This window comes from Aeromonas intestinalis, assembly GCF_054052485.1.
The window spans coordinates 50738-63958 of the sequence record NZ_JBSTYK010000009.1 but is presented as its reverse complement, the minus strand read 5'-3'; the positions used below and the strand labels follow the sequence as shown (position 1 = coordinate 63958).

General features: G+C 59.8%; 12 protein-coding genes. 6 read left to right on the top strand and 6 right to left on the bottom strand.

The genetic code is table 11. The features are described from left to right. The first annotated feature begins 44 nt into the window (after nt 1-44). The gene (locus ACW5W7_RS13020) at nt 45-926 is read left to right on the top strand and encodes a DMT family transporter (RefSeq protein WP_349921599.1); all 882 of its coding nucleotides are present in this window, start codon (nt 45-47) and stop codon (nt 924-926) included. 70 nt (nt 927-996) lie between these two features. Here ACW5W7_RS13020 and pgm read toward each other — a convergent pair whose 3' ends face one another. Together pgm and seqA are read right to left on the bottom strand one after the other, a co-directional pair. Then, nucleotides 997-2646: a phosphoglucomutase (alpha-D-glucose-1,6-bisphosphate-dependent) gene (gene pgm / locus ACW5W7_RS13015; protein ID WP_456501989.1), complete on the bottom strand. Its 1650-nt coding sequence runs from the start codon at nt 2644-2646 to the stop codon at nt 997-999. 57 nt (nt 2647-2703) lie between these two features. Continuing rightward, complete coding sequence (gene seqA / locus ACW5W7_RS13010; RefSeq protein WP_456501988.1) at nt 2704-3216, bottom strand: replication initiation negative regulator SeqA; 513 nt, start codon at nt 3214-3216, stop codon at nt 2704-2706. Nucleotides 3217-3506: 290 nt separating this feature from the next. Here seqA and ACW5W7_RS13005 point away from each other — a divergent pair, with 290 nt between their 5' ends. Genes ACW5W7_RS13005 through fldA form a run of 4 tightly spaced genes read left to right on the top strand, consistent with a single transcriptional unit; the run spans nt 3507 to nt 5430 of the window. Then, on the top strand, nt 3507-4271 hold the full coding sequence (locus ACW5W7_RS13005) for an alpha/beta fold hydrolase (RefSeq protein ID WP_456502066.1): 765 nt from the start codon (nt 3507-3509) through the stop codon (nt 4269-4271). A gap of 55 nt (nt 4272-4326) precedes the next feature. Next, nucleotides 4327-4548 (top strand): DUF2788 domain-containing protein, encoded by a 222-nt coding sequence (locus ACW5W7_RS13000; RefSeq protein ID WP_100860450.1) that lies wholly within the window; start codon nt 4327-4329, stop codon nt 4546-4548. Between the two features lie 20 nt (nt 4549-4568). Continuing rightward, nucleotides 4569-4865: a LexA regulated protein gene (gene ybfE, locus ACW5W7_RS12995; protein WP_005309699.1), complete on the top strand. Its 297-nt coding sequence runs from the start codon at nt 4569-4571 to the stop codon at nt 4863-4865. A 40-nt stretch (nt 4866-4905) separates the two neighbouring features. Further along, nucleotides 4906-5430, top strand: a complete 525-nt coding sequence (gene fldA / locus ACW5W7_RS12990) for a flavodoxin FldA (RefSeq protein ID WP_349921596.1) — start codon at nt 4906-4908, stop codon at nt 5428-5430. 58 nt (nt 5431-5488) lie between these two features. On the opposite strand, the gene ACW5W7_RS12985 is transcribed toward fldA, so the two are convergent. Further along, a complete protein-coding gene (locus ACW5W7_RS12985; protein ID WP_456501987.1) occupies nt 5489-5974 on the bottom strand; it encodes a DUF4442 domain-containing protein in 486 nt (161 codons plus the stop codon). A gap of 244 nt (nt 5975-6218) precedes the next feature. On the opposite strand from ACW5W7_RS12985, the gene fur reads away from it, so the two are divergent. Then, nucleotides 6219-6647 (top strand): ferric iron uptake transcriptional regulator, encoded by a 429-nt coding sequence (gene fur, locus ACW5W7_RS12980; RefSeq protein ID WP_349921594.1) that lies wholly within the window; start codon nt 6219-6221, stop codon nt 6645-6647. Nucleotides 6648-6745: 98 nt separating this feature from the next. On the opposite strand, the gene glnS is transcribed toward fur, so the two are convergent. From glnS to nagE, 3 genes are all read right to left on the bottom strand, one after another. Beyond that, the gene (gene glnS / locus ACW5W7_RS12975) at nt 6746-8407 is read right to left on the bottom strand and encodes a glutamine--tRNA ligase (RefSeq protein ID WP_456501986.1); all 1662 of its coding nucleotides are present in this window, start codon (nt 8405-8407) and stop codon (nt 6746-6748) included. A gap of 337 nt (nt 8408-8744) precedes the next feature. Then, complete coding sequence (locus ACW5W7_RS12970; protein ID WP_456501985.1) at nt 8745-11408, bottom strand: beta-N-acetylhexosaminidase; 2664 nt, start codon at nt 11406-11408, stop codon at nt 8745-8747. A 121-nt stretch (nt 11409-11529) separates the two neighbouring features. Then, the gene (gene nagE / locus ACW5W7_RS12965; protein ID WP_349921591.1) at nt 11530-12984 is read right to left on the bottom strand and encodes an N-acetylglucosamine-specific PTS transporter subunit IIBC; all 1455 of its coding nucleotides are present in this window, start codon (nt 12982-12984) and stop codon (nt 11530-11532) included. Between the last annotated feature and the right edge of the window lie 237 nt (nt 12985-13221).

Sequence of the window (13221 nt, the reverse complement as noted above, 5' to 3'; positions counted from 1 at the left end):
GGCTAATGTATCTTCACTTAAAGATACTTTCTCATGAGATAACCATGCCGCTGCTGATCGCCCTGCTCGCCCCCCTGCTATGGGGCAGCACCTATGCCCTCGTCAGCCTCTACCTGACCGACTACTCCCCTTACTGGGTGGCGGTGTGGCGAGCCCTCCCCGCCGGCGTGCTGCTGTTGCTGCTGCATCCGCGCTGGCCGCCGCTCACCTGGAGCCGCCAGTTCCTGCTGGCGTTTTGCAACATCACCGCCTTCTTCGCCCTGCTGTTCGTGGCGGCCTTCCGCCTGCCGGGCGCCGTGGCGGGCACCCTGGGTGCCACCCTGCCGCTCATCCTGATGGCGCTCGCCTGGTTGCAGGATGGCAAGCGGCCGACCCTCAAGTGGCTGCTGCTGGGGTTGATGGGGCTCGCCGGTGTCCTGCTGCTGCTCAACCCCTCCGCCAATCTGGATCCCGTCGGGGTCGCCTGCGCCCTGCTCGCCACCGTGCTCATCGGTCAATCCAGCCGCTGGATGCAGCGCTGGCCGGTGAGCGATCTGCTGGCCCTCACCGCCTGGCAGCTGTTGCTCGGCGGCCTGATGCTGATCCCGCTCGCCTGGTGGCTGGCGGGGCCCATGCCGATACCGCACCTGGCGAGTGCCCCCGCCTTTGGCTGGCTCATCCTGCTCAACACGGCGCTCGCCTACTGGGCCTGGCTGTGGGGTCTCAAACGCCATGGTCCCGAGGTGATGGGCATGCTGGCCCTCACCAACCCCATGGTGGCGGTGTCCCTCGGGGTGCTGATGGTGGGAGAGAGCCTGGACGGTCGCCAGTGGCTCGGCATCGGGGTGATCCTGCTCTCCCTGTTCCTGATGAAGCTGCCGTCCCGTCCTTTCTTCAAGCGCTGGCAGACCCGCAAGGCCGTCACCGGCAAGGTGGATAACGGTTAATCCGTGCCAACGCCGCATAAAAAAGAGGAGCCACCAGGGCTCCTCTTTTGCATGGTATGACTCCGACGATTTAGACGCCGGCCTTGGCCAGGGCGGCGGAGACGATCTGCTGGGCCTCCTGCTGAATAAGGTCCAGGTGTGCCTCGCCCTTGAAGCTCTCCATGTAGATCTTGTAGATAGACTCGGTGCCGGAGGGGCGCGCCGCGAACCAGCCGTGCTCGGTCACCACCTTCAAGCCACCGATGGCGGCGTCGTTGCCGGGGGCACGGGTCAGCTTGGCGAGGATGGGGTCGCCTGCCAGGGTGGAGGCTTCCACCAGCGCCGGATCCAGCTTGGAGAGCACGGCTTTTTGCGCGCCATTGGCCGGGGCGTCGATGCGGCGATAGCTGGAGCGGCCGAACTTGGCCTCCAGGGCATCGTAGTGGGCCTGGGGATCCTTGCCGGTGACGGCCAGGATCTCGGCGGCCAGCAGGGCCAGGATGAAACCGTCCTTGTCGGTGGTCCAGACGGTGCCGTCCTTGCGCAAGAAGGAGGCGCCCGCACTCTCCTCGCCGCCGAAGCCGAACTCACCGCTATAGAGGCCGTCAACAAACCACTTGAAGCCGACCGGCACCTCTTTCAGGGTGCGGCCAATCTCGCCGGCGACCCGGTCAATCATCGAAGAAGAGACCAGGGTCTTGCCGACGGCGGCTTCCTTGGCCCAGCCGGTTCTGTGGGTAAACAGGTACTGGATGGCCACCGCCAGGTAGTGGTTCGGGTTCATCAGGCCGGCCTTGGTGACGATGCCGTGACGGTCGTAGTCAGGATCGTTGCCAAGAGCGATGTCGAATTTGTCTTTCAGCGCAATGAGGCTCGCCATGGCGAAGGGACTGGAGCAGTCCATCCGGATCTTGCCGTCCTTGTCCAGGGTCATGAAGGAGAAGGTCGGATCGACACGGTAGTTGACCACCTCGATGTCGAGGTCGTAACGCTTGGCGATGACGTCCCAGTAGGCGACGCCGGAGCCACCGAGGGGATCCACCCCAATCTTGATGCCAGCCCGTTTGATGGCGGCCAGATCCAGCACGTTTTCCAAGTCGTCCACATAGGGAGTGACGTAGTCGTGCTCAACCACCAGAGCGCTCTTGAGCGCCTCGGCAAAGGGCATCCGCTTCACATCGGCCAGGCCCGCTTCCAAAATCGCGTTGGCCCTGTCTTCCACCCACTTGGTGATCTCCCCCTCGGCGGGGCCGCCGTGGGGCGGGTTGTACTTGAAGCCACCGTCTTCCGGCGGGTTGTGAGACGGGGTGATCACCACGCCGTCCGCCAGCGCCGCCGGCTTGCTGGCATTGTGACGCAGGATGGCGTGGGAGATGACCGGGGTCGGCGTGAAGCCAAGGCCAGCCTGGATGCGGGTTTCAACGCCATTGGCCGCCAGCACTTCCACCGCGCTGGCAAATGCGGACTCGGACAGGGCGTGGGTATCCATGCCAACGAACAAGGGGCCAGTGATGCCGGCCTGCTGGCGATACTCTACCAGTGCCTGGGTCACCGCCAGAATGTGGGATTCGGTGAAGGCGCCGTGCAGGGCGCTGCCGCGATGGCCGGAGGTGCCGAAGGCTACCCGCTGCTCGGGGCGGCTCATGTCCGGCTTGTTCAGGTAGTAGGCGCTGACCAGACGGGGAATGTTGGTCAGATCGCTGAGACGAGCCGGTTTGCCGGCGTGAGGATGCTGTGCCATGGCGTTTTCCTTGCAAGATGGCGGCCTTGCCGGGCAAGGCCTGGAATCAGTGAACCGTTAAACCGCTGCGCACACCCGAGCCGTCAGACTCTCGTCATATCCCATGCTGTTCATCAGCTGGGCCACCATGTTCTGTTTGCGGCTGGTGTTGGTATTGGTGATGACCCAGAACGGGGTATCCGGTACCTGCTTGGGCTTGGTGGTGCTGCCACTGGCCCGCAGCGCTTCCGGATCCCGGGAGAAATAGACGCGCTTGCGCCCCTTGATCTCGGTGGCCTGGGTAAAGCCTTCCGGGTTGTCCCGATAGAGGGTACTCAGCACCAGCATGAAGCGGTTGATGGACTTCTCTTCCTGTTGCAAGGCTCCGGCATCGAGCAGGGCCTGCAATCCTTGCGCATCCGCCACCGGTTGGGGCAGAGGCTGGGCCGCTGCCACGGCCTTGGGAGCCGGTGCCCGTTCACCGGGTTGCTCCAGCAGGCGACGCAGAATATCGGACGCACTCTCGCCGATGTGCCGGGTCTGGCTCGCGATAAAGAAGTAGAGATCGTCATCAAGCTCGATGGTTTTCATAGGGATGCGCTGGGCTCGTCGAAGTTCGGATGCGGCGATTATACATAGGCAAACCCGGCAGCCCAAGCAAGGGGCTGGCAGATGTGCATGAATCTCATGGAGAATACGGCATAATGCGCAACCAGATGTGTGATCCCCCGCACTGATAACCGATCCCGGGGCGATTTTTTTGAAAAAAAACCACAAAAAAAATCCCCACGAAAGAGTGAAATCCTTTTCTTTCAACGCATTAAAAATCTGGCGATAGCGCCATCGACCGAGAGGATGTCATTTTGCAACAGAATCCATATTTGAATTTCAAGGATCAGGGCCAGGGCGCTCCGGTCGTACTGATCCACGGCCTGTTCGGCAGCCTGGACAACCTGGGCCTGCTGGCGCGCCCCTTGAGTGAACAGTTGCGCGTCATCAGTATCGATCTGCGCAACCACGGCGCCTCCTTCCATTCAGACGAGATGACCTACCCCCAGCAGGCCGCCGACGTGCTCGCCCTGCTGGACCATCTGGATCTGGCGCAGGTGGCCATCGTGGGCCACTCCATGGGCGGCAAGGTCGCCATGCAGGTCGCCAAGCAGGCGCCGACGCGCGTCAATAAGCTGGTGGTGGCCGATATAGCCCCGGTCGCCTATCCCCATGCTCGCCACAAAAACGTGTTTGCCGGTCTGAACGCCACCCTGGCCAATCCCCCCCAGAGCCGCGGCGAGGCCGAGGCCATGCTGGCCCGGCACATCGAGATCCCCGGGGTGCGCCAGTTCCTGCTCAAATCCTTTGCCAAGAAGGACGCTGGCTGGGGATGGCGTTTCAACGTGCCGGCGCTCGAGCACAACTACGCCAACATCATGGGCTGGCCGGACAGCGAGACCCGCTTCGAGGGGCCGACCCTGTTCATCAAGGGGGGGGAGTCTGACTATGTGCTGCCCGAATACACGGACACGGTGACCGCCCAATTCCCGGCCGCCAAGGCCCGGGTCATCGCCGGCACCGGCCATTGGCTGCACGCCGAAAAACCGGTTTTGTTCAATAAATTGGTTGTGGATTTCCTGTCCACAGGCGGTTAACAGTTTCAAATCCTTTGTGATATAGTGCGCCCGTCATAAGGAGTGTGCGCAATCCATGCTGAGTGAACATATCGATCTCATCGAGAGTCTGGGCCTGAAGCTGTTCTTCGTGGCCATCTTCCTGCTGATTGGTCTGGCCATTCAAGACGTGCTCAAACGCGGCAACGTGCCCCGTTTCGGGCGTCTCATCGTCTGGCTGGTTCTATTTCTGGGTTGCGCGGGTTTTGTCGCCAAGGGGCTGATCGAAATGGGCTGGGAAGGCTCAGGGATCGGCTAACTACTTTTCATCTGTGATGTATGGCCAAACAGCAAACTGATCGAACAACACTGGATCTGTTCGCCAATGAGAAGCGCCCCGGCAGGCCGAAGACCAATCCACTCCCCCGTGAGACCCAGCTCAAGATCAACAAGCGCAACCAGCTCAAGCGCGATCGGGAGAACGGTCTGAAACGGGTTGAGTTAAAGGTGGAGGCCGAATTGCTGGAGCGCCTGAACCAACTTGCGCTGCAACAGAACGTCAGCCGAGCCGAGCTGATCCAATCTATCCTGAAGCAACAGATTGAGTCTGCTTTTGCAGCAGGCATCGCAATCTGAACCGTTAAGCATCAACACCAAATACGGGTAACTAAACACTATGGCTAGTGTAGGTCTGTTTTTCGGCAGCGATACCGGTAATACCGAAGCTGTCGCCAAGATGATCCAGAAAGAACTGGGCAAACAACTGATTGAAGTCCGTGACATTGCCAAGAGCAGCAAGGCCGACATCGACAGCTTCGATCTGCTGATGTTCGGTATCCCGACTTGGTACTACGGCGAAGCCCAGGCCGACTGGGATGACTTCTTCCCCGAACTGGAAGAGATCGACTTCACCAACAAGCTGGTAGCCATCTTCGGCTGCGGCGATCAGGAAGACTATGCCGAGTACTTCCTCGACGCCATGGGCACCCTGCGCGACATCGTCGAAGCCAAGGGCGCCATCGTCATCGGCAACTGGCCAACCGCGAGCTACGAATTTGAAGCCTCCAAGGCCCTGGTGGACGACAAGCACTTCGTCGGCCTGGGTATCGACGAGGATCGCCAACCCGAGCTGACCGCCGAGCGCGTCAAGGGCTGGTGCAAGCAACTGCACGACGAGCTGAATCTGGGCGAACTGGCCTGATCCATCTCCTCCCACAACAAGGGCCCCATCGGGGCCCTTGTTGTTTGTATGCCATTTATCACAAATCCTGACTGACCGTCCTGTACTCCGGCTTGGATCTGACATAGAGGACGCGTTGAACCTGGGCCACCAGCTCGCCCTTCCTGTCCTGCACCTGAACCTCGAACTCGGGGAAGTGTTTGTCGCCCCCCTCGGTCGCCGCCACGATGGAAGCCAGTTTGGCATCGGTCAGGTTGAACTCGGCCACCAGCATCCCCTTGCCCGGCTTGATATAGTTGATGCTGCCCGCCTTGTCCCAGACGTAGTAACGGTTCTTGAAATGCCCCATCAGCATCAGCGGGTAGATGGGGTCCGTCATGGCAAACATGCTGCCACCAAACTGGGTCCGGTTCGCGTTCTTGTTCCACCAACGGGATTTGAGGGTGACACGACAGAAACGAAAGTCATCGCTGAGGGTCTCTATCTTGATCCCCGCGCCCCAGAAGGGGGGCCAGGCGTTGAGGGCGCGACGCACCCAGGCAGCGTTGCCAAAAAGCCAATCCATGGATCTCATCCGACCAGACAATGAAGAAGTTACATCTTATCAACATTTCCTTCATGAGCAAGCCCGGCCCTCACCGGGCAAGATTTATCCATGATGGGAAAAGGATGGCTAAAGCCCTTGATTCACTGGGTTTATTTTTCCCCTCGCTACGACCTATAATGACAGGCCAAGCGAGTTCGTGGTTGCCATTCCAGCGGCAGTCAATCAGAATAACCACACCTTCGAGAATGCGAATAAATAGAACATGCCTGACAACAACCAAGCATTGAAAAAGGCCGGGCTCAAGATCACCTTGCCCCGCGTCAAAATCCTGGAAATCCTGCAACAGCCGGACTGCCAGCACACCAGTGCGGAAGATCTGTACAAGCGACTGATCGATCAGGGTGAAGAGATCGGTCTCGCCACCGTCTATCGCGTCCTCAACCAGTTTGATGATGCCGGCATCGTCACCCGTCACCACTTCGAAGGCGGCAAGTCGGTGTTCGAGCTGGCAACCCAGGAGCACCACGACCACCTGGTCTGCCTCGATTGCGGCAAGGTGATCGAGTTCTCCGACGAGGTCATCGAGCAGCGTCAACGGGACATCGCCAAGGCCCACAACATCCGGCTGACCAACCACAGCCTCTATCTGTACGGCCACTGCGCCTCCGGTGAGTGCAAGCACGAGGAGTGATCCTCTCGCCACCCCCCATAAAAAAAGCCAGCTTAGCGCTGGCTTTTTTGCATCCGTCATCCAGTCAAAAGGGCAAGGTCTCCCCTGCCCTTTGACGATCAGCCTTCGGCCTTGCCCCAGACGTCCCGCAGGGCCACGGTACGGTTGAACACCAGGTGCTCCGGGCTGGAGAGCTTGTTGTCGGCGCAGAAGTAACCTTCACGCTCGAACTGGTAGGCAAACTCCGGCTTGGCATCTTTCAGGGAAGCCTCGACACGGGCCCCCTCGATGACGACCAGAGAGTCCGGGTTCAGGGCGGCCTCGAAGTCCTCCTCGGCGCCCGGGTTCGGGACCTTGAACAGACGATCGTAGAGGCGGATCTCTGCCGGCAGAGAGTGCGTGGCGCTGACCCAGTGGATCACCCCCTTCACCTTGCGGCCATCGGCCGGATCCTTGCCGAGCGTTTCGGGGTCATAGGAGCAGTAGACGCAGGTCACCTTGCCATCCGCATCCTTCTCGACCCGCTCAGCCTTGACCACGTAGGCGTTGCGCAGGCGAACTTCCTTGCCCAGTACCAGACGCTTGAACTGCTTGTTGGCCTCTTCCTTGAAGTCCGCTTCATCGATGAAGATCTCGCGGCTGAAGGTCAGTTCACGCGTGCCCATCTCGGCATTGCTCGGGTGAGCCGGTGCAATGAGCACCTCATCGGCGGGCAGATTCTCGATCACCACTTTCAACGGGTGCAGCACGGCCATGGCGCGCGGGGCGTTCTCGTTGAGATCCTCACGGATGCAGGCTTCCAGCATGCCCATCTCGACGATGTTGTCCTGCTTGGTCACGCCGATGCGCTTGCAGAACTCGCGGATGGAGGCCGGAGTGTAGCCACGGCGACGCAGGCCGGAGACGGTCAGCATGCGCGGATCGTCCCAACCGCTCACGTGCCCCTCGGTCACCAGCAGGTTCAGCTTGCGCTTGGACATGACGGTGTATTCGAGGTTCAGACGAGAGAACTCGTACTGACGGGGGTGGCAGTCGATGCTGATGTTGTCCAGCACCCAGTCATACAGACGGCGGTTGTCCTGGAACTCCAGGGTGCACAGGGAGTGGGTGATCCCCTCCAGGGCGTCCGAGATGCAGTGAGTGAAGTCATACATCGGGTAGATGCACCACTTGTCACCGGTCTGGTGGTGGTGAGCAAACTTGATACGGTAGATAACGGGATCGCGCATCACGATGAAAGGGGATGCCATGTCGATCTTGGCGCGCAGGCAGGCGCTGCCCTCGGCCATCTCGCCGTTCTTCATCTTGGCAAACAGGGCCAGGTTCTCTTCGACACTGCGGTCACGGAACGGGCTGTTCTTGCCCGGGCTGGTCAGGGTGCCACGGTATTCGCGCATCTGCTCGGCCGTGAGCTCGTCCACATAGGCCAGCCCCTTCTCGATGAGCTCGACGGCATAGCCGTGCAGCTTGTCGAAATAGTCGGAGGAGTAGCAGATCTCGCCATTCCACTGGAAGCCGAGCCATTGCACGTCCTGCTTGATGGACTCCACGAACTCGATGTCTTCCTTCGCCGGGTTGGTGTCATCGAAGCGCAGATTGCACTGGCCCTGATAGTCGCGGGCGATGCCGAAGTTCAGGCAGATGGACTTGGCGTGGCCGATGTGAAGATAACCGTTCGGCTCGGGCGGAAAACGGGTATGCACGCTCTTGTGCTTACCGCTGGCCAGATCTTCATCAATGATCTGACGAATAAAGTTGGTTGGGCTGCTCGCCTCGCTCATGGCTCACCTCAAAAATGCGTCACTGGCGGAAGTTGTGCCGGCTGGCACCCTCATCCCCCCGCCGTCAAGCCGGATATGATCCCTCATAACGCGCCCTGTCTCAACCTGAATTTGGCCATTCCGGGGTATTGGCGCGTTAAAACCGAAGGCGAGGCGAGTCATGGCAGGCACAGGCGAAAAAAAGCCCCGCACGAGGCGGGGTCACAAGTGATGAAAAACAGACAATACACACACAACAAAGGCTCACACGCACAGTCAACCTTTCCCAAGCTCGATGGCCATCGCCCTTGGGAAAGGCGGGTCTTGCGACCCACCTTGCGTTATGGATTAAAGGCTATCAGTTCAGCTCGGTGACGCGGCTGGTACGCTTGCCATCGAAGCTGGTGGTACGCAGGTAGACCTTGCCTGTCACGCTCGGCTTGGCCGCGGCGTCATAGGCGCTCCAGCTCTTGCCATCCAGGCTGTACTGGATGGGCAGACCCGGCAGATCCACGTTGGCTTCCAGCACGCCGTTGACGACCTTGGCACCCGGTACGGAGAGGCGGTATTCCACCCCGGCCTGATCCAGTTTCGGCAACTGGCGCTGACCCAGCAGGTTCGCGAACTGGTTCCACTCTTTGTTCAAGGTCGCCTTGTTGACGAACTTGGTGGCACCGGAGAACTCACGACCCTTCACATAGTCCAGCTCGAAGCTGCCCTTGTGCCAGGCACGCTCGGCCACGGAGAAGATGCGCGGGTAGACCATGTATTCGTACTGGGCATCGGTACGCACCGTCTCGCTCCACAGCTGACCGGAGATCCCCTTGAACTTGACCGGCTCCTGATCACCCTTGGCGACGAAGGCGTTGCCATCGCGGTCCACCGAGGTCTCGGCGTTCTGCGGCAGGTTTTCCGGCGCGAAGGCGAACACCTTGCGGGTATCGTTGAAGCGGGTGGCCCAGTAGTAGCCACGCTCGGCCGGGTGTACCTCGTTCGGGAAGTCGAAGTAGAGGTAATCCGGGTTGGAGAGCACCACGTCATAGCCGTTGTGCGCCCACTTCATCGCCTCGTTGAAGCCACCCCAGTAGAGGGTTTCCCAGAAGTTGACCCGGGTCTTCTCGGTGGCGAAGACGCTGGCATCCTTGGCGTACTTGAGGCCATCTTCCCACGCCTGCAGGGTGGAGAAGCCGTGGCCCTTGACCATCTCGCTCACTTCCTTGGCGAAGTAGACAGGCAGCTCGGCCACGTCCTTGATCTTGCCGTCATCGATCATCTTCTGGCACAGGGGGGACTTGCCGAACGGCTTGTCCTGCTTGCTCCAGTCGGTGTTGCCCTTCCAGGCCACCAGCTCTTCCTTCTTGGTGGTGTTGGGATCCTGATAGCCACCACCCAGCATGATGTTCTTCGCCTCGTCACCACCGTAGTGCCAGGCAGTCAGCGGCTGACCGGCGTCCTGGTGCATCTTGGCCACTTCGTCCATCACCTTGGCCACGAAGGTGGCGGCACCCGGCTGGCAGGGGTTGATGAAGGACATCTTATCGTAGAACTGGACCGAGGTGATGTTGGAGGTATCCGCCGGATCGGTCAGGCGGTACTGGTTCGCCTCGACCTCCTTGCCCTCCGCCATCAGACGCTTGTAGCGGGCTTCCATGGAGACCACGGCGGCACGGGCGTGGGCCGGCATGTTAATCTCGGGGATCACGGTCACGCCGCGCGCCTTGGCATAGCGCACCAGCTCGATGTAATCGGCCTTGCTGTAGAAGCCGGTACCCTGGTTGTCGCTGCCGGGGCCTGAGCCCAGCTGCGGCAGGATGCACTGGGTCTCGGTGAGATCGTGGCAACGCTCGCCGCCGACGTCGGTCAGCTCCGGCAGACCCGGGATCTCGATGCGCCAGCCTTCATCATTGGTCAGACCCAGGTGCAGGGTGTTGAGCTTGGTGGCGGACATCTGGTCGATCAGCTTCTTCAGGGTTGCCGGGTCGCGGAAGTGGCGAGCCACGTCGGTCTGCATGCCACGATATTCGAAGCGCGGTGCATCCTCGACCACCATCTGGCTGACCTTCTTGTCATCCACCCCGAGCAGGGAGATGAGGGACTGCGCCCCCCAGAAGGCCCCCTGGACATCGTGCCCCTGGATCACGGCGCCCTTCTGGCCGATGGTCATGTCATACCCTTCGGCCTGCTTGTTCTTGCTGCCGAGCTTGACGGTCACTGGATAGCCGGTGTCGGAGAGGGTAACACCCAGCTTGGTCAGTTGAGCCTTGATGACGTCGGCGCGGTCGGACGGCAAGTCCAGCGCATTGAGCTTGATGGTGGAGAGATCGACCTGAGGGCCGGCCTTGACCACCTGCTTGTGCGGGGTCGGCAGGATGCGATCATCGATCTTGCTGGCGGGCAGCAGGGTGCTGGTCTGGTTCGCGGCGAAACGGGTCTCGCTGTTCATCAGGATGTTGTTGTCATCCTTGGTACGCTTCCAGCCATCCGCCGGCATCGGTTTTTCGTAGGTGGTGGCGTCGTTGATGTTGCTCATGCTGGCGATCACCTTGGGTTCGGCGCCCTCGGCAGTCACGTACCAGCTCGGCATGATGTCGGTTTCGAACAGTACCCAGTACTCAACCACCATGGGCACTTCGACCGTCGCATCCTTGGCAAAGCCCTGGAACTTGTCGGTCGGCGAGAGGCGATAGAGGTCGCCGGTCAGGTGGGTGATGGTGAACTGATCGTTGTCGACGCGCTGAATGCGGCGGATGGAGGAGACATAGATGCTCCAGTCCTTGGAGGTCACATCCGCACCCGTATTGGTCAGGTGCAGCTTGGCCACCCCGCAGCTCGCCCACTCGGAGCCGAGCGCCTGGCAATCCAGACCGGCGCCGGCACCATCGTTGGTCACCACTTCGTACTTGACGACGAGGTTATTGGCGATGGAATCGACCACGGCTTGCTTGGCGGTATCGGCTGCCTGTACCTGGGCGGTAAAAACGGTAGACATGGCAATGGCTAACAGAGAATGTTTCAAGTTCATAACTGCTGCTCTCATTTGAAGTAAAGGTTGGATTTTCTTGGCTTTTTTTATGTGGGGCCCCTGGGCGGGGCCCTTATTTATGTCAACAATGGACTTAGTCTTGAGGTGAGCTCGTGCTCGATTAACGCAGGGCTTTCATCTCACCGGCGATGATTTCGGCCAAGGGGCCCAGAATCACCTGCAGGTTCTGCTCACCGAGCTTGACCACACCGGCCGCGCCCAGGGCTTTGAGCTTGCGCTCGTCGACGATGCTGCGATCTTTCAGGGTCAGACGCAGACGGGTGATGCAGGCATCGATGGTGACCAGGTTGTCTTGACCACCCAGCACTTCCAGATACTGCTTGGCCAGCTCGGTGCGGTCAGTGGTCTGAGCCTGTACCGGTACGGCTTCGTCGTCTTCACGACCCGGGGTCTTCAGGTTGAACTTGACGATCACGGCACGGAAGATGACGTAGTACAGACCGAAGAACACCAGGCCTTGTACCAGCAGCATGTACCACTGGGTCGCCAGCGGGTTGCGGCTGGAGAGCACCATATCCACCAGACCGGCGCTGAAGCCGAAGCCAGCGATCCAGTGCATGCTGGAGGCGATGAACACGGAGACACCGGTCAGCAGCGCATGGATGACGTACAGCACCGGCGCCACGAACATGAAGGAGAACTCGAGCGGCTCGGTCACACCGGTGAAGAAGGCGGCAAAGGCGGCTGCGATCATGATGGACGCAACTTTCTCTTTGTTCTCTTTCTTGGCGGAGTGATAGATGGCCAGGGCGGCGCCCGGCAGACCGAACATCATGATGGGGAAGAAGCCAGCCTGGTACATACCAGTCACACCAACCACCGCTTTACCTGCATCGATGGAGCTCTGACCACCCAGGAAGTTCGGGATGTCGTTGATGCCGGCCACGTCGAACCAGAACACGGAGTTCAGGGCGTGGTGCAGACCCACGGGGATCAGCAGACGGTTGAAGAAGGCGTAGATACCGGCACCGGTGGAGCCCATGCTGACGATGGATTCACCGAAGGAGACCAGGCCACCGTAGATGACCGGCCAGACGGCCATCAGGATGAAGGAGACCACGATCATCACCACGGAGGTCACAATCGGCACCAGACGACGGCCGGAGAAGAAAGCCAGCGCCTTGTGCAGCTCGACGCTGCTGAAACGGTTATACAGCTCGGCGGCGATGACACCACAGAGGATACCGACGAACTGGTTGCTGATCTTGGCAAAGGCAGCCGGAACCTGATCGGCCGGGATACCCTTGATCTGGGCAACGGCGCCCGGGCTCAGCAGAGTGGTTACTACCAGGAAACCGACCAGACCGGCCAGTGCGGCGGAACCGTCTTTATCTTTGGACATGCCGTAGGCAACACCGACGGCAAACAGGATGGGCATGCTATCGATGATGGCGGCGCCGGCTTTGATCAGGAACGCGGCCAGTGGACTGCCACCGCCCCAACCGTTCGGGTCAATCCAATAGCCAATCCCCATCAGGATCGCTGCGGCAGGCAATACCGCCACCGGCACCATCAGGGCGCGGCCGATCTTTTGTAAATAACCGAGAATGTTCACGGTTCCTCTCCTTAGTTGATGTTTTTCTAGAAATTAAGTGCTTATCACGTTCGACGCATAAGCCATCAAGGCTTGATTGGCAGTCTATGGGTTTTATTTCGCTGCGCAAATTAATAAACCAGCATTCGTGATCATTATCACTCAACAGAGATAAAAGTAGTCGATTGATGTGGCTTAGTCCGCAATCTTTATTTACGCTATAAAACAACTTAAAAATGTTTAGTCCTTGCCGTCGAT